This window comes from Stutzerimonas azotifigens DSM 17556, from assembly GCF_000425625.1.
Classification (GTDB): domain Bacteria; phylum Pseudomonadota; class Gammaproteobacteria; order Pseudomonadales; family Pseudomonadaceae; genus Stutzerimonas; species Stutzerimonas azotifigens.
This window is the reverse complement of the sequence record NZ_KE384407.1, coordinates 216,575-236,167: the sequence shown is the minus strand read 5'-3', so window position 1 is coordinate 236,167 and position 19,593 is coordinate 216,575. Positions and strand designations below refer to the sequence as shown.

At 68.3% G+C, this 19,593-nt stretch carries 24 protein-coding genes; 22 read left to right on the top strand and 2 right to left on the bottom strand.

Features of this window, described 5'->3' with window-relative positions:
- The first annotated feature begins 175 nt into the window (after nt 1-175).
- The 11 genes from H610_RS0109660 to H610_RS0109610 all read left to right on the top strand — a co-directional run bounded on the left by H610_RS0109660 (nt 176) and on the right by H610_RS0109610 (nt 9,624).
- Nucleotides 176-550 carry a chemotaxis response regulator CheY gene (locus H610_RS0109660; protein ID WP_170829026.1) on the top strand — a complete coding sequence of 125 codons (375 nt, stop codon included), beginning with the start codon at nt 176-178 and terminating at the stop codon, nt 548-550.
- A gap of 19 nt (nt 551-569) precedes the next feature.
- Nucleotides 570-1,358 carry a protein phosphatase CheZ gene (locus tag H610_RS0109655; protein WP_028239466.1) on the top strand — a complete coding sequence of 263 codons (789 nt, stop codon included), beginning with the start codon at nt 570-572 and terminating at the stop codon, nt 1,356-1,358.
- Nucleotides 1,359-1,368: 10 nt separating this feature from the next.
- Entirely contained in the window at nt 1,369-3,570 is a 2,202-nt protein-coding gene (locus tag H610_RS0109650) for a chemotaxis protein CheA (protein WP_028239465.1), read from the top strand.
- A gap of 37 nt (nt 3,571-3,607) precedes the next feature.
- Nucleotides 3,608-4,708, top strand: coding sequence for a protein-glutamate methylesterase/protein-glutamine glutaminase (locus H610_RS0109645; protein WP_028239464.1), 1,101 nt, complete (start codon nt 3,608-3,610; stop codon nt 4,706-4,708).
- Between the two features lie 21 nt (nt 4,709-4,729).
- Nucleotides 4,730-5,470 carry a flagellar motor protein gene (locus H610_RS0109640; RefSeq protein WP_028239463.1) on the top strand — a complete coding sequence of 247 codons (741 nt, stop codon included), beginning with the start codon at nt 4,730-4,732 and terminating at the stop codon, nt 5,468-5,470.
- Between the two features lie 3 nt (nt 5,471-5,473).
- On the top strand, nt 5,474-6,337 hold the full coding sequence (gene motD, locus H610_RS0109635) for a flagellar motor protein MotD (RefSeq protein WP_028239462.1): 864 nt from the start codon (nt 5,474-5,476) through the stop codon (nt 6,335-6,337).
- 32 nt (nt 6,338-6,369) lie between these two features.
- Complete coding sequence (locus H610_RS0109630) at nt 6,370-7,158, top strand: ParA family protein (RefSeq protein ID WP_028239461.1); 789 nt, start codon at nt 6,370-6,372, stop codon at nt 7,156-7,158.
- Between the two features lie 90 nt (nt 7,159-7,248).
- Nucleotides 7,249-8,091: a CheW domain-containing protein gene (locus H610_RS0109625; protein ID WP_028239460.1), complete on the top strand. Its 843-nt coding sequence runs from the start codon at nt 7,249-7,251 to the stop codon at nt 8,089-8,091.
- A gap of 86 nt (nt 8,092-8,177) precedes the next feature.
- Nucleotides 8,178-8,657, top strand: coding sequence for a chemotaxis protein CheW (locus H610_RS0109620; RefSeq protein ID WP_028239459.1), 480 nt, complete (start codon nt 8,178-8,180; stop codon nt 8,655-8,657).
- Nucleotides 8,658-8,660: 3 nt separating this feature from the next.
- Entirely contained in the window at nt 8,661-9,065 is a 405-nt protein-coding gene (locus tag H610_RS0109615; protein WP_028239458.1) for a DUF2802 domain-containing protein, read from the top strand.
- A 121-nt stretch (nt 9,066-9,186) separates the two neighbouring features.
- Nucleotides 9,187-9,624 (top strand): rhodanese-like domain-containing protein, encoded by a 438-nt coding sequence (locus H610_RS0109610; RefSeq protein ID WP_028239457.1) that lies wholly within the window; start codon nt 9,187-9,189, stop codon nt 9,622-9,624.
- A gap of 3 nt (nt 9,625-9,627) precedes the next feature.
- Here the strand turns inward: H610_RS0109610 and H610_RS0109605 are convergent, their stop codons facing one another.
- Both H610_RS0109605 and fliK read right to left on the bottom strand, forming a co-directional pair.
- A complete protein-coding gene (locus H610_RS0109605; protein WP_028239456.1) occupies nt 9,628-9,957 on the bottom strand; it encodes an EscU/YscU/HrcU family type III secretion system export apparatus switch protein in 330 nt (109 codons plus the stop codon).
- A complete protein-coding gene (fliK, locus tag H610_RS0109600) occupies nt 9,954-11,492 on the bottom strand; it encodes a flagellar hook-length control protein FliK (protein ID WP_028239455.1) in 1,539 nt (512 codons plus the stop codon). The genes H610_RS0109605 and fliK overlap by 4 nt, the downstream gene beginning before the upstream one ends.
- 142 nt (nt 11,493-11,634) lie before the next feature.
- Between fliK and ccmA the strand changes: the two genes are divergently transcribed.
- The 11 genes from ccmA to H610_RS0109545 all read left to right on the top strand — a co-directional run bounded on the left by ccmA (nt 11,635) and on the right by H610_RS0109545 (nt 19,420).
- Nucleotides 11,635-12,270, top strand: coding sequence for a cytochrome c biogenesis heme-transporting ATPase CcmA (ccmA, locus tag H610_RS0109595; protein ID WP_043238164.1), 636 nt, complete (start codon nt 11,635-11,637; stop codon nt 12,268-12,270).
- Nucleotides 12,267-12,938, top strand: a complete 672-nt coding sequence (gene ccmB, locus H610_RS0109590) for a heme exporter protein CcmB (RefSeq protein WP_028239453.1) — start codon at nt 12,267-12,269, stop codon at nt 12,936-12,938. The genes ccmA and ccmB overlap by 4 nt, the downstream gene beginning before the upstream one ends.
- Before the next feature lie 51 nt (nt 12,939-12,989).
- Nucleotides 12,990-13,745 (top strand): heme ABC transporter permease, encoded by a 756-nt coding sequence (locus tag H610_RS0109585; RefSeq protein WP_028239452.1) that lies wholly within the window; start codon nt 12,990-12,992, stop codon nt 13,743-13,745.
- A complete protein-coding gene (gene ccmD / locus H610_RS0109580; protein WP_028239451.1) occupies nt 13,742-13,918 on the top strand; it encodes a heme exporter protein CcmD in 177 nt (58 codons plus the stop codon). The genes H610_RS0109585 and ccmD overlap by 4 nt, the downstream gene beginning before the upstream one ends.
- On the top strand, nt 13,915-14,382 hold the full coding sequence (ccmE, locus tag H610_RS0109575; protein WP_028239450.1) for a cytochrome c maturation protein CcmE: 468 nt from the start codon (nt 13,915-13,917) through the stop codon (nt 14,380-14,382). The genes ccmD and ccmE overlap by 4 nt, the downstream gene beginning before the upstream one ends.
- Complete coding sequence (locus H610_RS0109570; protein WP_028239449.1) at nt 14,379-16,352, top strand: heme lyase CcmF/NrfE family subunit; 1,974 nt, start codon at nt 14,379-14,381, stop codon at nt 16,350-16,352. The genes ccmE and H610_RS0109570 overlap by 4 nt, the downstream gene beginning before the upstream one ends.
- Before the next feature lie 3 nt (nt 16,353-16,355).
- Complete coding sequence (locus H610_RS0109565) at nt 16,356-16,886, top strand: DsbE family thiol:disulfide interchange protein (RefSeq protein ID WP_028239448.1); 531 nt, start codon at nt 16,356-16,358, stop codon at nt 16,884-16,886.
- Nucleotides 16,886-17,353, top strand: a complete 468-nt coding sequence (locus H610_RS0109560) for a cytochrome c-type biogenesis protein (protein ID WP_028239447.1) — start codon at nt 16,886-16,888, stop codon at nt 17,351-17,353. Before H610_RS0109565 ends, H610_RS0109560 begins: the two co-directional genes overlap by 1 nt.
- Nucleotides 17,350-18,549 carry a c-type cytochrome biogenesis protein CcmI gene (ccmI, locus tag H610_RS0109555; RefSeq protein ID WP_028239446.1) on the top strand — a complete coding sequence of 400 codons (1,200 nt, stop codon included), beginning with the start codon at nt 17,350-17,352 and terminating at the stop codon, nt 18,547-18,549. Before H610_RS0109560 ends, ccmI begins: the two co-directional genes overlap by 4 nt.
- 32 nt (nt 18,550-18,581) lie before the next feature.
- Complete coding sequence (locus tag H610_RS0109550; RefSeq protein ID WP_051231642.1) at nt 18,582-19,013, top strand: hypothetical protein; 432 nt, start codon at nt 18,582-18,584, stop codon at nt 19,011-19,013.
- A gap of 110 nt (nt 19,014-19,123) precedes the next feature.
- On the top strand, nt 19,124-19,420 hold the full coding sequence (locus H610_RS0109545; protein WP_028239444.1) for a flagellar protein FliT: 297 nt from the start codon (nt 19,124-19,126) through the stop codon (nt 19,418-19,420).
- Nucleotides 19,421-19,593: the final 173 nt, after the last annotated feature.

Here is a 19,593-nt window from a genome sequence, read left to right as displayed (position 1 = left end):
GTTGTACTCAACTGCTTTGAGCCCGCTTGGTACCGCGAGCGAAGGCCAGGCAAGGCAAGGTCGCCACGGGCGAGCGAACGTTCCGACGACCTCGACGCAGCATGACCAGGCGCAACAGATCCTCAACGGGCTCTGAGGCATTTTGAGACTTACGGAGGTCGACTTGGACAAGAACATGAAAATCCTCATCGTCGATGATTTCTCGACGATGAGGCGGATCATCAAGAATCTCTTGCGTGATCTGGGCTTCACCAATACCGCCGAAGCGGACGACGGCACCACCGCGCTGCCGATGCTGCAGAGCGGCAGCTTCGATTTCCTCGTGACCGACTGGAACATGCCCGGCATGACCGGCATCGACCTGCTGCGCGCCGTGCGCGCCGACGAGCGTCTCAAGCACCTGCCGGTGCTGATGGTGACCGCCGAAGCCAAGCGCGACCAGATCATCGAGGCCGCCCAGGCCGGCGTCAACGGATACGTCGTAAAGCCCTTCACAGCCCAGGTGCTCAAAGAAAAGATCGAGAAGATCTTCGAGCGCGTTAACGGGTGATGTCTGCCGCGAGGGCGCTATGGAGCACAACGAGTCACACTCAGGCGACCTCGAGTCGTCGCTGAAAATTCATGCCGACGATCTGGCCGGCCTCCTGCAGCAGGGGCAGTTCGGCGAGGCTGCGCGACTGATCCACGAGCTGTCCGAGATCCACGATCGTGAGCTGTATAACGAGGTCGGCAAGCTGACTCGGGAGCTGCACACGGCCATCGTCAACTTCCAGATCGACCCCCGCTTCCCCCACGCCGAGGAGGTGTCGCAGATTTCCGACGCCACCGAGCGGCTGTCCTACGTGGTGCAGATGACCGAACGCGCCGCCAACCGCACCATGGACCTGGTGGAAGAGTGCGCGCCGCTGGTGAACGACCTCAACGACGAGGCGCAGACCCTGTCCGCCGACTGGGGTCGGTTCCTGCGTCGGGAAATGAAGGTGGAGCATTTCCGCGAGCTGGCCAAGCGTATCGAGCTGTTCCTGGCGCGCGGCGAGCGTGACACCCAGAAGCTCTCCGCTCACCTGAACGACATCCTGCTGGCGCAGGACTATCAGGACCTCACCGGGCAGGTGATCAAGCGCGTGACCAGCCTGGTCACCGAGGTGGAGGCCAACCTGGTCAAGCTGGTGCTCATGGCCAGTCAGGTCGACCGCTTTACCCACCTCAAACATGACCACGAGCAAATTCGACAAGAGCAAGAACGACAAAAATCACCCACCAGGGGTGAAGGTCCGCAGATTCATGCCGATAAGCGTGAGGACGTCGTATCCGGTCAGGATGACGTCGACGATCTGCTTTCCAGTCTAGGGTTCTAGGGGTGCCAATATGAGCTTCGACGCCGATGAAGAAATCCTTCAGGATTTCCTGGTTGAGGCTGGCGAGATACTTGAGCAGCTGTCCGAACAGTTGGTGGAGCTGGAAAGCAGCCCGGACGACACGGCCCTGCTCAATGCCATTTTCCGCGGGTTCCATACCGTCAAGGGTGGGGCCGGTTTTCTCCAGCTGAACGAGCTGGTGGAGTGCTGCCACATCGCCGAGAACGTGTTCGACATCCTGCGCAAGGGTGAGCGTCGCGTCGATTCGGAATTGATGGACGTGGTGCTGCAGGCACTCGACGCCGTCAACGAAATGTTCTCCCAGGTCCGCGAGCGCGTCGAGCCGACGCCTGCTTCGCCGGAACTGCTGGCCGCGCTCGCCCGCCTGGCCGAGCCGGCCGGGGCCCAGTCCGCCGAGCCGGCGGCCGCGCCCGTGCCTGCCGCCGCGCCGCCGGCTGGCGATGGCTCCGACATCACCGACCAAGAGTTCGAGCAGCTGCTCGATGCCCTGGGCGACCAGGCGGCCGCGGCCGGCGCGACCGAAAAAGCCAGCGGCGAGCCTGCGAGCGACGAGATCACCGACGACGAGTTCGAGGCGCTGCTCGACCAGTTGCACGGCAAGGGGCAGTTTTCCGCAACGGATGCCGCGCCGGCCAAGACCGAGGTGACGGCCGAGCCGGTCGCCGCATCTTCCGGCGGCGACGAGATCAGCGACGACGAATTCGAAGCGCTGCTCGACCAGTTGCACGGCAAGGGCAAGTTCAACGGTGCCGCCGAGCCTGTGCCGGCGGAACCGGCTGCGCCGGCCGGGCCGGCACCTGCCGCCGGCGGCGATCTGATCACCGACGACGAATTCGAAGCGCTGCTCGACCAGTTGCACGGCAAGGGCAAGTTCAACGAGGCCGCGGTCGCGCCGGCCGAGGCGAAGCCGGCTCTCGCCGCGAAACCGGCGGCTGCGGCCAAGCCGGCCCAGGCCCCGGCGCGTGCGGCGGCCAAGCCGGCGACCGCTCCGGCGGCAGGCGCCGACAAGCCTGCCGCGAGCGAGGCCGAGACCACCGTACGGGTCGACACCGCGCGGCTCGACGAGATCATGAACATGGTCGGCGAGCTGGTGCTGGTGCGTAACCGCCTGGTACGCCTGGGCGCCAACAGCGGCGACGAGGCCATGGCCAAGGCCGTGTCCAACCTCGACGTGGTCACCGCGGACCTGCAGACGGCCGTGATGAAGACCCGCATGCAGCCGATCAAGAAGGTCTTCGGCCGCTTCCCGCGCCTGGTTCGCGACCTGGCGCGCAACCTGAAGAAAGAGATCAACCTGGAGCTGGTGGGCGAGGAGACCGACCTCGACAAGAACCTGGTCGAGGCGCTGGCCGACCCGCTGGTGCACCTGGTGCGCAACGCGGTCGACCACGGCATCGAATCGCCCGAGGAGCGCGAGGCGGCAGGCAAGCCGCGAACCGGGCGGGTGGTGCTCTCGGCCGAGCAGGAAGGCGACCACATCCTGCTGATGATCACCGACGACGGCAAGGGCATGGATGCCGACATCCTGCGCGCCAAGGCGGTGGAGAAGGGCCTGCTGGACAAGGACGCGGCCGAAAGGCTGAGCGACCTGGAGTGCTACAACCTGATCTTCGCCCCGGGCTTCTCGACCAAGACCGAGATTTCCGACGTCTCCGGGCGCGGCGTGGGCATGGACGTGGTCAAGACCAAGATTTCCCAGCTCAACGGCACGGTCAACGTGTTCTCGCAGAAGGGGCAGGGCTCGAAGATCGTCATCAAGGTGCCGCTGACGCTGGCGATCATGCCGACGCTGATGGTGATGCTCGGCAACCAGGCCTTCGCCTTCCCGCTGGTCAGCGTCAACGAGATCTTCCACCTCGACCTGTCGCGCACCAACATCGTCGACGGCCAGGAAGTGGTGATCGTGCGCGACAAGGCGCTGCCGCTGTTCTACCTCAAGCGCTGGCTGGTGCATGGCACCCATCAGGAAGAGCAGCGCGAGGGGCACGTGGTCATCCTCAGCGTCGGCAACCAGCGCATCGGCTTCGTCGTCGACCAGCTGGTGGGCCAGGAAGAGGTGGTCATCAAGCCGCTCGGCAAGATGCTCCAGGGCACCCCGGGCATGTCCGGCGCGACCATCACCGGTGACGGTCGCATCGCCCTGATCCTCGACGTTCCCAGCATGCTCAAGCGTTACGCGCGGCGGATCTGATCGACCGGCGGCTCCGGCCGCCGTCGCAGGAGTTTTTATGGCAGTCAAGGTCCTGGTAGTCGACGATTCCGGCTTCTTCCGTCGGCGCGTCTCGGAAATCCTGTCGGCTGATCCGGCCATCCAGGTGGTCGGCACCGCTACCAACGGTCGCGAGGCGATCGATCAGGCGCTGGCGCTCAAGCCCGACGTCATCACCATGGATTACGAGATGCCGATGATGGACGGCATCACCGCAGTGCGGCAGATCATGCAGCGCTGCCCGACGCCCGTGCTGATGTTCTCGTCCCTGACGCACGAGGGTGCGCGGGTCACGCTCGATGCGCTGGACGCCGGCGCCGTCGATTACCTCCCGAAGAATTTCGAGGACATCTCGCGCAACCCGGACAAGGTCCGGCAGCTGCTCTGCGAGAAGGTCCACACCATCGCCCGCAGCAACCGCCGCTACAGCGGCCTGCTGTCCTCGCCGTCGGCCGGTGCCGGCTCGTCGGCGCGTACCAGTGCTCCGACGACCGGGGCGGCGGCGCCGCGTACCGCCCAGAGCGCGTCGCCGGCGAGCACGCAGGCGCCGCGGCGCAAGGCCTACCGGCTGGTGGCGATCGGCACCTCGACCGGCGGACCGGTGGCGCTGCAGCGCGTGCTGACGCAGCTGCCGGAGCGCTTTCCGTCGCCCATCGTGCTCATCCAGCACATGCCGGCGGCCTTCACCAAGGCCTTCGCCGAACGCCTCGACAAGCTCTGCCGGATTCGCGTCAAGGAAGCCGAGGACGGCGATCAGCTGCGTCCGGGGCTCGCCCTGCTGGCGCCCGGCGGCAAGCAGATGATGGTCGACGGCCGCGGCTCGGTGCGCATTCTCCCGGGCGACGAGCGGCTGAACTACAAGCCGTGCGTCGACATCACCTTCGGCTCGGCGGCCAAGGCCTTCCATGACAAGGTGCTGGCGGTGGTGCTCACCGGCATGGGCGCGGACGGTCGCGAAGGGGCGCGCATGCTCAAGCAATGCGGCAGCCAGGTGTGGACGCAGGACGAAGCCAGCAGCGTGATCTATGGCATGCCGATGGCGGTGGTGAAGGCCAATCTCAGCGACGCCAGCTACAGCCTGGACGACATCGGCCGGTTCCTGGCCGAGGCCTGTCAGTGACGGCGCGGGGTCGGTAGTTCCATGGATGTGCTCAGTCTCATCGGGCTGACCCTGGCGTTCATCGCCATCGTCGGCGGCAACTTCCTCGAAGGTGGGCATGCCGGTGCATTGCTCAACGGCCCCGCGGCGCTCATCGTGCTGGGCGGCACCCTGGGTGCGGTGCTACTGCAGACCCCGATCACCGCGTTCAAGCGCGCCATGTCGATCGTCGGCTGGGTGCTGGTGCCGCCGCGCATAGACCTCTCCGGCGGCATCGATCGGGTGGTCGGCTGGAGCATGACCGCGCGCAAGGAAGGCCTGCTGGGCCTCGAGCCGCTCGCCGAGGCCGAACCCGACCCGTACGCCCGCAAGGGCCTGCAGCTGCTGGTCGACGGCGTCGAACCGGAAGCCATCCGCAGCATTCTCGAAGTGGACCTCTACACCCAGGAGGCGCGCGACCTGCGTGCGGCCAAGGTGTTCGAGGCCATGGGCGGCTACGCGCCGACCGTCGGCATCATCGGCGCGGTGATGGGGCTGATCCACGTCATGGGCAACCTCGCCGACCCGGGGCAGCTCGGCAGCGGCATCGCGGTGGCCTTCGTCGCCACCATCTACGGCGTGGCCTTCGCCAACCTGCTGGTGCTGCCGATCGGCAACAAGCTCAAGTCGCTGGTGCAGAAGCAGTCGGCCTATCGCGAGATGCTGCTCGAGGGCGTGCTGTCGATCGCCGAAGGGGAGAACCCGCGCTCCATCGAACTGAAGCTCCAGGGTTTCATGGACTGAGCCATGCGCCGTCGAATCGAAGAGGAACACGATAACCACGAACGCTGGCTGGTGTCCTACGCGGACTTCATCACGCTGCTGTTCGCCTTCTTCGTGGTGATGTATTCCATCTCGTCGATCAACGAGGGCAAGTACAAGATTCTTTCCGAGTCGCTGGTCGGCATCTTCAATCAGCCCGATCGTTCCATCGCACCGATCCAGGTGGGCGAGAACCGCCCGGCAGCGGTCGAGGCGCCGCGTCCGGAGAACGATCCAGCGCCCGCCACGCAGGGCGAGTCCGAGGCCGTGCTGGACGACATCGCCCGCAGCATGCGCGAGGCCTTCGGCGATCTGATCGAGACCGGCCAGCTGACCGTGCGCGGCAACGAGCAGTGGGTCGAGATCGAGCTCAGCTCGAGCCTGCTGTTCCCCAGCGGGGACGCCATCCCCAACGACAACGCTTTCGCCTTGGTCGAGCGTGTCGCCAGAATTCTGGCGCCGTACCGCAACCCGATCAACGTGGAAGGCTTCACCGACAACCTGCCGATCAGCACGCCGCAGTATCCGACCAACTGGGAGCTGTCGGCTGCCCGTGCCGGCAGCGTGGTACGCATGCTCGCGGCGCAGGGCGTCGACCCCGAGCGCCTGGCGGCGGTCGGCTACGGCGAGTTCCGGCCGATCGCCGACAACGCCACGGCACAGGGGCGGGCGCGCAACCGCCGGGTGGTGCTGGTGATCTCGCGCAACCTGGACGTGCAACGCAGCAGTACCGGTGTGGGCAACAGCAGCGCGGCCGCCGCTGGCATGCAACCTGCAACCGACACTGCCAGTCCGGCATCCGTCGCGGGTGCCGTCAATTCCCCGTCGGGTCTCCCCGCGAGCCCCTGATCCCCGCCTGCCAAGGTCGGGAGGAACACTGAATGAGAGTCTGGGCTGTAGCCAATCAAAAGGGCGGTGTGGGCAAGACCACCACCTCCGTCGCGCTCGCCGGCCTGCTCGCCGACATGGGCAAGCGGGTCGTGGTGGTCGACCTCGATCCGCACGGTTCGCTGACCAGCTACTTCGGTCACGACCCCGACAGCCTCGAGCACAGCGTCTTCGAGCTGTTCCAGCACCAGGGCGGCGTGCCGGCCGGGCTGCCGGCGCAGCTGCTGCTGCCGACCAGCCACGAGCGCATCGCGCTGCTGCCGTCGAGCACGGTGCTGGCGACCCTCGAGCGGCAGTCGCCGGGGCAGAACGGCCTCGGCCTGGTCATCGCCAAGAGCCTGTCGCAGCTGTGGGGCGATTTCGATCACGCGATCATCGACAGTCCGCCGTTGCTCGGCGTGCTGATGGTCAACGCCCTGGCCGCCAGCCAGCACCTGGTGATCCCGGTGCAGACCGAGTTCCTCGCGGTCAAGGGGCTGGAGCGGATGGTCAGCACGCTCACCATGATCAACCGTTCGCGCCGCCAGGCGTTGCCGTACACCATAGTGCCGACCCTGTTCGACCGCCGCACGCAGGCGTCGATGGGCACCCTGAAGGTGCTGCGCAACGCCTACGAGGCGAACCTGTGGCAGGCCTTCATCCCGGTCGACACGCGCCTGCGCGACGCCAGCCGCAGCGGCGTGACGCCCTCGCAGCACGATGCCGGCAGCCGCGCGGTATTGGCCTACAAGGCGCTGCTCAAGCACCTGCTGGCCCTGCAGACGGCGCCGCAGGTGGCCTGACGGCATGCCGCCGGACGGCGCCGCCCACGCGGCGCTCAAGTCGCGTCGGCCGCGGCCGATAGCCTGTTTAACTTCAAACGAGTCCGTTGCATGAGTCGCACCGTACCGACTGCCACCCGCCCGCAGCTGGCGCTGCAGTCCTACCTGGACGCGCTGCTCCAGGAAGCCAGCATCGAGCTGGCCGAATCCGTCGACGCCGACGAATTCCAGGCCGCGGTGCTGGAAGAGCAGCGCCGCGACCAGGCGCTGGCGTCGGTCTCGCGCGCCGCCCGGCCGGAGCCCGTGGCCCCGGTGGCCGAAGTGCGGCCGCCGAAGCCGGTCGCGCCGGTGGCGGTGCCCGAAGTGGTAGTGCCGGTTGCGCCGCTGGTGATCCCGGCTCCCGTCGAACCGCCGGCGCCGGTCGCCGAACCGCTCCGTCCGAGCGTCGAGCGTCTCGAGCCCGCGCCGGTGTCGATCGACCGGCAGCCGAGCTGGGCCGACGAGCCGTTCGAGTGCCTGCTGTTCGACGTCGCCGGCCTGACGCTGGCGGTGCCGCTGGTAAGCCTGGGCTCCATCTACCCGCTGGCGGGCCAGGAACTGACGCCGCTGTTCGGCCAGCCGGACTGGTTTCTTGGCATACTGCCGTGCCAAGCTGGCAACCTCAAAGTGCTGGACACGGCGCGCTGGGTGATGCCGGACCGTTACCGGGACGATTTCCGCCAGGGCCTGCAATACGTCATTTCCGTGCAGGGCTACGAATGGGGGCTGGCGGTACATCAGGTCAGCCGGTCGATCCGGCTCGACCCCCGCGAGATCAAGTGGCGCAGCCAGCGTGGCCAGCGCCCCTGGCTCGCCGGGACGGTCATCGAGCACATGTGCGCGCTGCTGGACGTGGCGGCGCTCGCCGAGCTGATCGCCAGCGGCGCCGTCCGCCACCCGGGAACGCGGGCATAGCTGTCAAGAAAACACGGGGCCGCAGGGCGCGGCCCGAGCGCATCGAAGAATCGACCGCCTGGGCGGTGAATGAAGAGGCTGGGGATATGAAAAACATGGCTGGGCAGGGTTCGGACGATCCGATCCTGCAGTGGGTGACCTTCCGTCTGGACAACGAGACCTACGGCATCAACGTCATGCAGGTGCAGGAAGTGCTGCGCCACACCGAGATCGCGCCGGTGCCCGGTGCGCCGAGCTACGTGCTCGGGATCATCAACCTGCGCGGCAACGTGGTGACCGTGATCGACACCCGCCAGCGCTTCGGCCTGGATCCGGCGCCGGTCACCGACAACACCCGCATCGTCATCATCGAGGCCGATCGCCAGGTGGTCGGCATCCTCGTCGACAGCGTGGCCGAGGTGGTCTACCTGCGCCAGTCGGAGATCGAAACCGCCCCGAACGTCGGCAACGACGAATCGGCCAAGTTCATCCAGGGCGTCTGCAACAAGAACGGCGAGCTGCTGATCCTCGTCGAGCTGGAAAAGATGATGACCGAGGAAGAGTGGTCGGAACTCGAGAGCATCTGATCCATGCTGATCGCCGCGGTCGTGTTCCTGGCGGTCTGCTGCGCGGGCCTGCTCGGTTTCTGCCTGTGGCTGCTGAAACTGCAGCGTCTGCAGGCACGGCAGCAGGCCGAGCGTGATGCCGCGCACGAGCGGCGCGCCCGCGAACTGGGCAAGCGGCTCGATGCCTACCTGATGGGCAGCGTGCGCATGGGCGAGGAGCTGCAGGAACTGCGGCGCCTCGTCGAGCCGCTGCCGGACCGGCTCAACCAGATGGAGCAGCGCGATCCCGGCAGTCTTTCCTTCACCCAGGCCGCGCGCCTGATCGGCATGGGCGCCAGCGTCGACGACCTGACGCAGGCCTGCGGGCTGACCCAGGCCGAGGCCGAGCTCATGAGCCGCCTGCACCAGCCGCGCCCGCCGGAACGCTAGCCGGCGGCCCCGCCCGTCCCCTTGCCGGCCATGGCGCCGGAACCTCGCGGCAGGACTTTCCTCCAACGCTCAGGACCCGTCCGGGCCCTACTCGTTGCGGCCGCCGGCCGAGGAGGGCGTCATGTTGCGCATTCTCGCTTTTATCGTCGTGTTCCTCCCGGTCGGCGTCCAGGCCACCGAGGCGCCCCTGCAGGTCCAGGGGGCGATGACCATCAACGTGCATCAGGCCAAGCGGCTCTACGACCTGGGCGCCGTGTTCGTCGACGTGCGCCCGGTACGCGAATGGAGCTGGGGCCATGTGTACGGGGCCGTCCACCTGGATTTGCAAGACGGTTTCCAGGGGCTCGCGCAGCCGCAATGGCCGCGCCAGGTGCCGTTGGTCGTCTACTGCGACAGCGAGGTCTGCCCGAGCGGCGCGGAGGCGGCGCGCATGGCGGTCGACTGGGGCTACGTGCAGGTGTTCTATTTCCGCGGCGGCTATTTCGCCTGGCAACTGGCGGACTATCCGCAGGGCAAGGGCGAAGCCGGCGAGTTCGGCGAGCTGACCGCGCGGCGCTGAGCGTCAGTCGGCGTCCGGGCCCGGCAGGCGCGGCAGTTCGTCGCCGGCCTCGGTGCGGCCGAAGCCGGGCGGGCACTTGCCCTTGAGGTACCAGGCGAAGGCGATGATCTCGGCGATGGTGCGGTAGAGCGCTTCGGGGATCGCCTCGCCCAGTTCCAGCTGGGCCAGCAGGCGTACCAGCTCGGCGTTCTCGTAGATCGGTACGGCGTGCTGGCGGGCGATGGCAATGATCGCCTCGGCCAGTTCGTCGTCGCCCTTGGCGGTGAGGTTGGGCGCGTTGCTGCCGTCGTAGGACAGGGCGATGGCGCGCCGGCCGCCGAAATGATCGGTCATGCGGTTTCGTCCACGAAGCGTTGTTGCAGGGTGGTGCGCCGGCCCTGGGGCGGCGTGCCCTGGCGGCAGGCCAGTTCGTTGACGGTCAGCCCGGCGGCCACCAGGCGCTCGCGCAGATGGTCGAGTTCGCCGTCGATCAGGCGCGCGGTGCCGGCGCGTTCGGCCCACAGCTGGCTGGACAGCATGCCCTGTGCCAGCTGCGCCTGCACCTGCAGCGGGCCGAGCGGGGCGACGTCGAAGGCCAGCTCGATCCGCCAGACCGGCTGCTGGTCCTTCTGCCGCTGTGGATCGGCCGGCTCGTCCTCGCGCTGCACCTTGACCTGCAGCGGCACCAGTTGCTGCTGATCGCGCATCGGTACCTCGAACTGCCAGGTTGTGACCGGATTGCCGTCCGGGCCCGGCTGGGTCTGTGCCAGGCTGGACAGCTGGTGGGTCTGCAGGCGGGCGATGGCGGCGGCGGCGAGCTTGAGCAGCATTTCCAGATCCGGTTCCTGATCCAGGCTCTCCAGCAGCCGTGCCGGCAGCGGGAACCCGGTGCCCTGCTGGCGCAGGCCGGCCTGCCCCAGCGCGCCCAGGGCGCTGCGGGCGAAGGCCGGCAGTGCCTGGGCAAGGTTCGCGCTCGCCTGGTTCGTCGCCAGCGGCGAACTGCCGGGCAGGTTCGGCAGCAGCTGGGCCACCAGCCGCAGCAGGCCGGCCTTGACGTCTCCCTGCAGGGCATCGGTGTGCCCGGCGAGCAGGCGCGCCTCCATCAGCAGGCCGCTCTTGCCCAGGGCCTGCGCCAGCGCCTTCGCCTCGCCCAGCTCGGCCATCTGCGGCAGGCCCTGGAGCAGGGCGCTGGCGGCGGCGCGCAGCCCCTCAGGCGCATTCCCGGGGAGCCGCTGCAGTGCGCCGAGCAGGGCGTCCAGCGAGCCCTGGCGGGCGTTCTGCGCGCCGAGCTGCTGGCCCAGGGCGAGGCCGTCGAGGCGGCCGCCGAGCGGGATCAGCGTCAGCGTCCGATCGTCGCGCACGCGCGCGGTGAGCAGGCTGCCGACCGCCAGCGGCGTGCTCGTCTCGATGCTCAGCTTGCGGCCCGCCAGGTTGCCGTCGAGCAGCGACACGATGACCTTGTAGATCGCCTGCTGCCCGCGGGCGTCGGCGACCTGCTGGGCGGCGACGACCTTGCCCTGCAGCAGGCTGCCGGTGGGGAAGAGGTCCAGGTCGAGGCTGTCCAGCGGCTGGCGGCCGGCCGGCGCGAGGGTGCCGCTGAGGCGGCTGTCGGACAGGGCGGTGATGCCGTAGGCGGTTCCCAGCGCCACCGGTCGGCTGGCGCTCGCCTGCAGCAGGGCCTGGCGACCGTCGGCCAGGGTCAGGCGCAGCACGACCTGGAAGCTCTGGGCCTGCTCCCTGACCGAGACCACCTCCGCTTCCGCGCTCTCGCCGGCCAGCAGCAGGCCCTGCATCGGCTGCAGCAGCTTGAGTGCCAGGTCGGCGGCCGCGCCGCCCGCGCGCTGGGCGTTGGCGACCGGCATCGGCGCTGCGATCTTGATCTGAGTCATCTAAGGTCCGATTGCCTTACACCCTGTCGAATTTCCACCCCGCGACCGGTGTGCTTGCCATGTATAATTTCGGCCCGCCGTGGCCGGCTGCATCAGTATAGCGGCCGGTTCCCCGTCCTCTTGAATGCCAGGTGTCCCTAGCGTGTCCAGTCCCTTTCTCGAAGCCGTGTCGCTCAGCTGTGAGCGGGACTGGCGCCTGCTGTTCGAGAAGCTCGACCTGAGCCTGCTGCCGGGCCAGATGCTGCAGGTGGCGGGGCCCAACGGCAGCGGCAAGACCAGCCTGCTGCGCCTGCTGGCCGGTCTGATGCAGCCGACCGCCGGCGAAGTGCGGCTGAGCGGGCGGCCGTTGCGCGAGCAGCGCGCCGAGCTGGCGCGTAACCTGCTGTGGATCGGGCATGCCGCCGGCATCAAGGGCCTGCTCACGGCGGAGGAGAATCTCGCCTGGCTGTGCGCGCTGCACCGGCCGGCCTCGCGCGAGGCGATCTGGCAGGCGCTGGCCGCGGTGGGGCTGCGCGGCTTCGAGGACGTGCCCTGTCACACCCTTTCGGCCGGGCAGCAGCGGCGGGTCGCGCTCGCCAGGCTGTACCTCGAGGCGCCGCCGCTGTGGATTCTCGACGAGCCGTTCACTGCGCTCGACCGGCACGGCGTGGCCCAGCTCGAGGCGCACCTGTCGGCGCATTGCACCGGCGGCGGCATGGTGGTGCTGACCACCCACCACAGCCTGACCGAGCGCCCGGCCGGCTATCATGAACTCGATCTGGGGCAGCGCGCCGCATGAGCAACGTCTTCGCGCTGCTGTTCCGACGCGAGGCCCGGCTGCTGTGCCGGCGCCCGGCCGAGCTGGCCAACCCGCTGGTGTTCTTCGCCATCGTCATCGCGCTGTTCCCGCTGGCGGTGGGGCCGGAGTCGCAACTGTTGCAGAGCATTTCTCCCGGCCTGGTGTGGGTGGCGGCGCTGTTGGCCGTGCTGCTCTCGCTGGACGGGCTTTTTCGCAGCGATTTCGAGGATGGTTCCCTCGAGCAGTGGGTCGTTTCGCCGCACCCCCTGGCCCTTCTGGTGCTCGCCAAGGTGCTGGCACACTGGGTTTTTTCCGGCCTGGCGCTGGTCCTGCTCGCTCCCTTGCTGGGGCTGATGCTCGGGTTGCCGGCCAGCACGCTGCCGGTCCTGCTGCTGTCGCTGCTGCTCGGCACCCCGGTGCTCAGCCTGCTCGGCGCGGTCGGGGCGGCGCTGACGGTCGGGCTCAAGCGCGGGGGCTTGCTCCTGGCGCTGCTGATACTGCCGCTGTACATCCCGGTGCTGATCCTCGGCAGCGGGGCGTTGCAGGCGGCGCTGCAGGGACTGCCCGCGGCCGGCCACCTGTTGTGGCTGGCCAGCCTGACCGCCTTGTCGGTCACCCTGACCCCCTTTGCGATCGCCGCCGGTCTGACGATCAGCGTCGGCGAATGACAGGTGCACCATGCGAACATGCCTGATGTCCATTGCTGCCGAGGCCGCCCGATGAACTGGACCTGGTTTCACAAGCTCGGCTCGCCCAAGTGGTTCTACGAGATCGGCGGGCGCTGGCTGCCCTGGTTCGGCTGGGCCGCCGCGATCCTGCTGCTGGTGGGCACCGTCTGGGGCCTGGCCTTCGCGCCGCAGGACTACCAACAGGGCAACAGCTTCCGAATCATCTACATCCACGTGCCGGCAGCCTTTCTGGCCCAGTCGATCTACGTGATGCTGGCGGCGGCCGGCCTCGTCGGGCTGGTGTGGAAGATGAAACTGGCCGACGTCGCGCTGCAGCAGGCCGCGCCGATCGGCGCCTGGATGAGCTTCATCGCGCTGCTCACCGGCGCGGTCTGGGGCAAGCCGACCTGGGGCGCCTGGTGGGTCTGGGACGCGCGCCTGACCTCGATGCTGATCCTGCTGTTCCTGTACTTCGGCATCATCGCCCTGGGCCAGGCGATCAGCAACCGCGACAGCGCCGCCAAGGCCTGTGCGGTGCTGGCGATCGTCGGGGTGGTGAACATCCCGATCATCAAGTATTCGGTGGAGTGGTGGAACACGCTGCACCAGCCGGCCACCTTCAAGATCACCGAGAAGCCGGCGATGCCGGCGGAAATGTGGCTGCCGCTGCTGGTGATGGTGCTGGGCTTCTACTGTTTCTTCGCGGCGGTGCTGATCATGCGCATGCGCCTCGAGGTATTGCGTCGCGAAGCGCGGGCCAGCTGGGCGAAGGCCGAGGTGCGCGCGCTGGTGGAGAAACACGCATGAGCTTCTCGTCGTTCTCCGACTTCTTCGCCATGGGCAACCATGGTCTCTACGTATGGACCGCCTATGGCGTCAGCCTGGCGGTGCTCGGGTTGAACCTGGCCCTGCCGCTGGTCGCCCGGCGGCGTTACCTGCAAGACGAGGCGCGCCGTCTGCGCCGGGAGGAAAACAAGTGAATCCGGTGCGCAAGAAGCGTCTGTACATCGTGCTCGCCATCCTGGCGGGCGTGGGCATCGCCGTGGCGCTGGCGCTCTCCGCCCTGCAGCAGAACATCAACCTGTTCTACACACCGAGCCAGATCGCCCACGGCGAAGCGCCCGAAGGCACCCGCATCCGCGCGGGCGGCCTGGTGGAGCAGGGCTCGGTGCAGCGTCACCCGGAAACCCTTTCGGTGGACTTCCGCGTGACCGACGGCGCCGAGACCGTGACCATCCGCTATCAGGGCATCCTGCCGGACCTGTTCCGCGAAGGGCAGGGCATCGTCGCGCTCGGCCGCGTGGATGCCGACGGCGTGCTGGTGGCCGACGAGGTGCTGGCCAAGCACGACGAGAACTACATGCCGCCGGAAGTCACCCAGGCGCTGGAGAAGAGCGGCATGATGAAGCACTACGAGGGCGGCAAGCAGGAGTACGTGCAATGATCCCGGAGCTCGGCCACCTGGCGATGATCCTCGCGCTGTGCCTGGCGGTGGTGCAGGGCACGCTGCCGCTGATCGGCGCCTGGCGCGGCGACCGGCAGTGGATGGGCCTGGCGCAGCCGGCCGCCTGGGGGCAGTTCGCCTTTCTCGCGTTCTCCTTCGCCTGCCTGACCCAGGCCTTCCTGGTCGACGACTTCACCGTCGCCTACGTGGCCTCCAACTCCAACAGCGCCTTGCCCTGGTACTACAAGTTCAGCGCCGTATGGGGCGCGCACGAGGGCTCGCTGCTGCTCTGGGCGTTCATCCTCGCCGGCTGGACCTTCGCCGTGTCGATCTTCTCGCGGCAGCTGCCGGAGGAGATGCTGGCCCGCGTGCTCGGCGTGATGGGGCTGATCAGCATCGGCTTCCTGCTGTTCCTGATCATCACCTCCAACCCCTTCGAGCGGCTGCTGCCGCAGGCGCCGGCCGACGGCCGGGACCTCAACCCGTTGCTGCAGGATTTCGGCCTGATCGTCCATCCGCCGATGCTGTACATGGGCTACGTGGGCTTCTCGGTGGCCTTCGCCTTCGCCATCGCCGCGCTGCTCGGCGGCCGCCTGGACGCGGCCTGGGCGCGCTGGTCGCGGCCCTGGACGCTGGTGGCCTGGACCTTCCTCGGCATCGGCATCGTGCTCGGCTCCTGGTGGGCCTACTACGAGCTGGGCTGGGGTGGCTGGTGGTTCTGGGACCCGGTGGAGAACGCTTCCTTCATGCCCTGGCTGGTCGGCACTGCGCTCATCCATTCGCTGGCGGTGACCGAGAAGCGCGGGGTGTTCAAGAGCTGGACCGTGCTGCTGGCGATCGCCGCCTTCTCGCTGAGCCTGCTCGGCACCTTCCTGGTCCGCTCCGGCGTGCTCACCTCGGTACACGCGTTCGCCACCGACCCGGAGCGGGGCGTGTTCATCCTCTGCTTCCTGCTGCTGGTGGTCGGCGGCTCGCTGACGCTGTTCGCCCTGCGCGCGCCGGCGGTCAAGAGCCAGATCGGCTTCGCGCTCTGGTCGCGCGAGACCTTGCTGCTGGTCAACAACATCCTGCTGGTGGTGGCGACCGCCACCATCCTGCTCGGCACGCTCTACCCGCTGCTGCTCGACGCGCTCTCCGGCGCCAAGCTGTCGGTCGGCCCGCCGTACTTCAATGCGCTGTTCCTGCCGCTGATGGCGCTGCTCATGCTGGTCCTGGCGGTCGGCGTGCTGGTGCGCTGGAAGGACACGCCGGTGAAATGGCTGCTGGGCATGCTGATGCCGATCCTGCTCGCCAGCGTGGTGCTCGGCGGCCTGGCCTCGCTGCTGTTCGGCGATTTCCACTGGGCGGTGCTGGCGGCCTGCCTGCTGGCGGCCTGGGTGGTCGCCGCCGGCGTGCGCGACCTGCTCGACAAGACCCGCCACAAGGGCCTGGTCAGGGGCGCGCGCGGCCTGTCGCGCAGCTACTGGGGCATGCAGCTGGCGCACTTCGGCATCGCCGTCTGCGCGCTCGGCATCGTGCTGTCCAGCCAGCAGAGCGCCGAGCGCGACCTGCGCCTGGCGCCGGGCGAATCGCTCGAGCTCGGCGGCTACCGCTTCGTCTTCGAGGGCGCCGCGCACCACGAGGGGCCGAACTACACCTCCGATCGCGCCACCGTCCGCGTGCTCGACGAGGGCCGGGAGGTCGCCGTGCTGCATCCGGAGAAGCGCCTCTACACCGTGCAGCAGATGCCCATGACCGAGGCCGGCATCGATGCCGGCTTCACTCGCGACCTCTATGTCGCGCTCGGCGAGCCGCTGGAGAACGGCGCCTGGGCCGTGCGCGTGCACATCAAGCCTTTCGTGCGCTGGATCTGGCTGGGCGGGCTGCTGATGGGCCTCGGTGGCCTGCTGGCGGCCAGCGACCGCCGCTACCGGGTCAAGGTGCGTACGCGCGTGCGCGAGGCGCTCGGCCTCGCCGAACAAGGAGCCTGACCGATGAGACGTGTGCTGTTGCTGTTGCCGCTGGTGATCTTCCTCGGCGTGGCAGTGTTCCTTTACCGCGGCCTGTTCCTCGATCCCTCCGAGCTGCCCTCGGCGCTGATCGGCAAGCCCTTCCCGGCCTTTTCCCTGCCCTCGGTTCAGGCAGGCGAGCCGGCGATCACCGAGGCCGACCTCAAGGGCCGGGCGGCGCTGGTCAACGTCTGGGGCACCTGGTGCGTGGCCTGCAAGGTCGAGCACCCGGTGCTCAACCAGCTCGCGTCCCAGGGCGTGGTGATCCACGGCATCAACTACAAGGACGACAACGCCGCCGCGCAGGTCTGGCTGCGCGACTTCCACGATCCCTACCAGCTGAACGTCAGCGATGCCGACGGCAACCTCGGCCTGGACCTGGGCGTGTACGGCGCGCCCGAGACCTTCCTCATCGATAAGGACGGCATCATCCGGCACAAGTACGTGGGCGTGATCGACGAGCGCGTCTGGCGCGAGCAGATCGCCCCGCTGTACCAGGAACTGGTGGACCAGTGATGAAGCGCCTGATCGCCGCCCTGGTGTTCGGCCTGGGCCTCACGGTTGCCCATGCGGCCATCGATACCTACGAATTCGACAGCGAAGCCGAGCGCGAGCGTTACCGCACGCTGACCGAGGAACTGCGCTGCCCGAAGTGCCAGAACCAGAACATCGCCGACTCCAACTCGCCGATCGCCATGGACCTGCGCCGGGAAATCTACCGGATGCTGGAAGAGGGCCGCAGCAACGACGAAATCGTCGATTACCTGGTGGCCCGCTACGGCGACTTCGTGCGCTACCGGCCGCCGCTCAACAGCACCACGCTGCTGCTCTGGTACGGCCCCGCCGGCCTGCTGGTGATCGGCTTCGGGGTGGTGGTCGTGATGCTCGTGCGCCGTCGCCGCGGGGCAGCCCGCCCCGAGAACCATTCGCTTTCCGAGGCCGAGCGTGAACGCCTCGCCTCGCTGCTGGAAAACAGGAAATGATCGATCTGTGGATTGGCGCCGGCCTGCTGTTGCTGGCGGCGCTGGCGTTCCTGCTGCTGCCGCTGGTTCGTGGTCGGCGGTCGCAGGCCGAAGAGGACCGCACGGCCCTCAACGTGGCCCTCTATCAGGAGCGCCTGGCCGAGCTGGATGCCCAGCGCGCGGCCGGCACGCTGTCCGGTGAACAGCACGAGGCGGGCCGCGTCGAGGCGGCCCGCGAGCTGCTCGAGGACACCGAGGGCGCCGAGGCCCGCAAGGGTGCCCGGCTCGGACGGGCGGTGCCGTTGCTGGCGACCCTGCTGGTGCCGGCCGTGGCCTTCGGCCTCTACCTGCACTGGGGCGCGAGCGACAGGCTGCAACTGGCCCGGCAGTTCGCCGAGCAGCCGCGCTCGGTCGAGGACATGATCGGCCGCCTGGAACAGGCGGTACGCGCCCAGCCGGAATCGGCCGAGGGCTGGTACTTCCTGGGGCGTGCCTACATGGCGCAGGAGCGCTCGGCGGAGGCGGCCAAGGCCTTCGAACGGGTGGTCGAGCTGGCCGGACGCCAGCCCGAACTGCTCGGCCAATGGGCGCAGGCGCTGTACTTCGCCGAGGGCCGCAAGTGGACGCCGCAGCTGCAGACGCTGACCGAGGAAGCCCTGCGCGGCGACCCGCACGACAGCACCAGCCTCGGGCTGCTCGGCATCGCCGCCTTCGAGGACGGCCGCTTCCAGGAGGCGGTGGATTTCTGGGAGCGCCTGGTGGCGACCCTGCCGCAGGAGGACCCGTCGCGCCAGGCGATCCGCGCCGGCATCGAGCGCGCCCGTGCACAGATCGACGGCGGCGCTGCGCCGGCGCAGGGGCAGGCCGAAGCGCCGGCCACCGAGCTGCAGGTGCGGGTCAGCCTCGCGCCCGAGGTGAGGGCGCAGGTGCAGCCGGGCGACAGCGTGTTCGTCTTCGCCCGCGCGGTCTCGGGCCCGCCGATGCCGCTGGCGGTCAAGCGCCTGTCGGTCGACCAGTTGCCGGCGACCGTGACGCTGAGCGACGCCGACGCGATGATGCCGCAGTTGAAACTGTCGGGCTTCGATAGGATCAGATTGATGGCGCGCGTGTCCCGCGAGGGCGACGCCATGCGCGGGGAGTGGCTGGGCCAGAGCGAACCGCTCGAGCCGTCGGCGGCCGATGGGCCGGTTGAACTCTCGGTGGACCGGCCGGAGTGACCTGACAACGCGGTAACGGAATGGAGAAGGGCATGCGGGACAGCCAGCGGGTGGCGGGGCGGTTGGGACGAGGCGTGGCCATCCTGGGGCTGGCCCTCGGGCTGGCCGCCTGTGCCGGCAATCCCTACAGCAGCCAGCCGGCACCGCAGCCGGCGCCCGAACCCGTTCCGCCGGCGCAGGAGCCCAGCCGTCCGGTGATCACCCCGCCGCCGGTGCAGAGCACGCCGGCGCCCCGCCCGCCGGCCACGCAGAAAAGCCACCCGCGCTATGCGCCGCCACCGCATGTCGACGCGCACTGGGACAACCGGCTGGGCGTCTACGTGGTGGAGGGCTCTGAGCTGTTCTACCGCGAGCGGCTCTACTATCGCTGGGACGGTGACTGGCTGTGTGCGCCGCGCCCCGAAGGCCCCTGGGAGCCGGTGCCCGCGCCGAGCGTACCGCCGGGACTGCGCAGCCGATATTGAGCTAAAGGTGCGCGCACCGGTGCCGATAAGAGGGAAGCAGCAGCCACAGACGGCTGCTCGGATGACGGCCGCACGATCCTGGCGGCGATCAGAAGCGGGAGTGGTTGTTGATGAATGCATCGGTCAAACGCCTGGAAGAGACGGGCACCGCCTTGCGCGAAGCGCTGCAGCGGCAGGACTGGAGCGCGATCGGCGAATTGGATCTGCAGTGCCGCCAGGCCGTCGACGAGGCCATGCGCGAACCCCAGCGCGACGTGGAACTGGTGCGCGAGCGCATGCAGGAGCTGCTCGATCTCTACCGCCAGTTGGTCGATATGTGCCAGAACGAAAAGCGTCGGCTGGCCAGCGAGTTGCTGCAGCTCAATCAGTCCCAGCAGGGCGCCAAGGTCTATCAGCTGTTCGGCTGATTCATGCAGGCAGGCGGACGCCCGGCGGTTTGCCTGCTTTTCCCGGTTTTTCGCAGCGGATTGCCCGCACGCTCGCCTCTTTTGTTCCGCGCGGGAAGTTGACGCCCGGCTCCGCAGCGAAATTGTCACGTCATAAATTTGACTCAGTGCGCATTTTTAACTTAACTAATGGC

Excerpts from the sequence above, each read along its gene's own strand:
- H610_RS0109660 (WP_170829026.1), top strand. The coding sequence starts at position 176 with ATGAAAATCCTCATCGTCGATGATTTCTCGACGATGAGGCGGATCATC.
- H610_RS0109655 (WP_028239466.1), top strand. The coding sequence starts at position 570 with ATGGAGCACAACGAGTCACACTCAGGCGACCTCGAGTCGTCGCTGAAA.
- H610_RS0109650 (WP_028239465.1), top strand. The coding sequence starts at position 1,369 with ATGAGCTTCGACGCCGATGAAGAAATCCTTCAGGATTTCCTGGTTGAG.
- H610_RS0109645 (WP_028239464.1), top strand. The coding sequence starts at position 3,608 with ATGGCAGTCAAGGTCCTGGTAGTCGACGATTCCGGCTTCTTCCGTCGG.
- H610_RS0109640 (WP_028239463.1), top strand. The coding sequence starts at position 4,730 with ATGGATGTGCTCAGTCTCATCGGGCTGACCCTGGCGTTCATCGCCATC.
- motD (WP_028239462.1), top strand. The coding sequence starts at position 5,474 with ATGCGCCGTCGAATCGAAGAGGAACACGATAACCACGAACGCTGGCTG.
- H610_RS0109630 (WP_028239461.1), top strand. The coding sequence starts at position 6,370 with ATGAGAGTCTGGGCTGTAGCCAATCAAAAGGGCGGTGTGGGCAAGACC.
- H610_RS0109625 (WP_028239460.1), top strand. The coding sequence starts at position 7,249 with ATGAGTCGCACCGTACCGACTGCCACCCGCCCGCAGCTGGCGCTGCAG.
- H610_RS0109620 (WP_028239459.1), top strand. The coding sequence starts at position 8,178 with ATGAAAAACATGGCTGGGCAGGGTTCGGACGATCCGATCCTGCAGTGG.
- H610_RS0109615 (WP_028239458.1), top strand. The coding sequence starts at position 8,661 with ATGCTGATCGCCGCGGTCGTGTTCCTGGCGGTCTGCTGCGCGGGCCTG.
- H610_RS0109610 (WP_028239457.1), top strand. The coding sequence starts at position 9,187 with ATGTTGCGCATTCTCGCTTTTATCGTCGTGTTCCTCCCGGTCGGCGTC.
- H610_RS0109605 (WP_028239456.1), bottom strand. The coding sequence starts at position 9,957 with ATGACCGATCATTTCGGCGGCCGGCGCGCCATCGCCCTGTCCTACGAC.
- fliK (WP_028239455.1), bottom strand. The coding sequence starts at position 11,492 with ATGACTCAGATCAAGATCGCAGCGCCGATGCCGGTCGCCAACGCCCAG.
- ccmB (WP_028239453.1), top strand. The coding sequence starts at position 12,267 with ATGAGCAACGTCTTCGCGCTGCTGTTCCGACGCGAGGCCCGGCTGCTG.
- H610_RS0109585 (WP_028239452.1), top strand. The coding sequence starts at position 12,990 with ATGAACTGGACCTGGTTTCACAAGCTCGGCTCGCCCAAGTGGTTCTAC.
- ccmD (WP_028239451.1), top strand. The coding sequence starts at position 13,742 with ATGAGCTTCTCGTCGTTCTCCGACTTCTTCGCCATGGGCAACCATGGT.
- H610_RS0109570 (WP_028239449.1), top strand. The coding sequence starts at position 14,379 with ATGATCCCGGAGCTCGGCCACCTGGCGATGATCCTCGCGCTGTGCCTG.
- H610_RS0109565 (WP_028239448.1), top strand. The coding sequence starts at position 16,356 with ATGAGACGTGTGCTGTTGCTGTTGCCGCTGGTGATCTTCCTCGGCGTG.
- H610_RS0109560 (WP_028239447.1), top strand. The coding sequence starts at position 16,886 with ATGAAGCGCCTGATCGCCGCCCTGGTGTTCGGCCTGGGCCTCACGGTT.
- ccmI (WP_028239446.1), top strand. The coding sequence starts at position 17,350 with ATGATCGATCTGTGGATTGGCGCCGGCCTGCTGTTGCTGGCGGCGCTG.
- H610_RS0109550 (WP_051231642.1), top strand. The coding sequence starts at position 18,582 with ATGCGGGACAGCCAGCGGGTGGCGGGGCGGTTGGGACGAGGCGTGGCC.
- H610_RS0109545 (WP_028239444.1), top strand. The coding sequence starts at position 19,124 with ATGAATGCATCGGTCAAACGCCTGGAAGAGACGGGCACCGCCTTGCGC.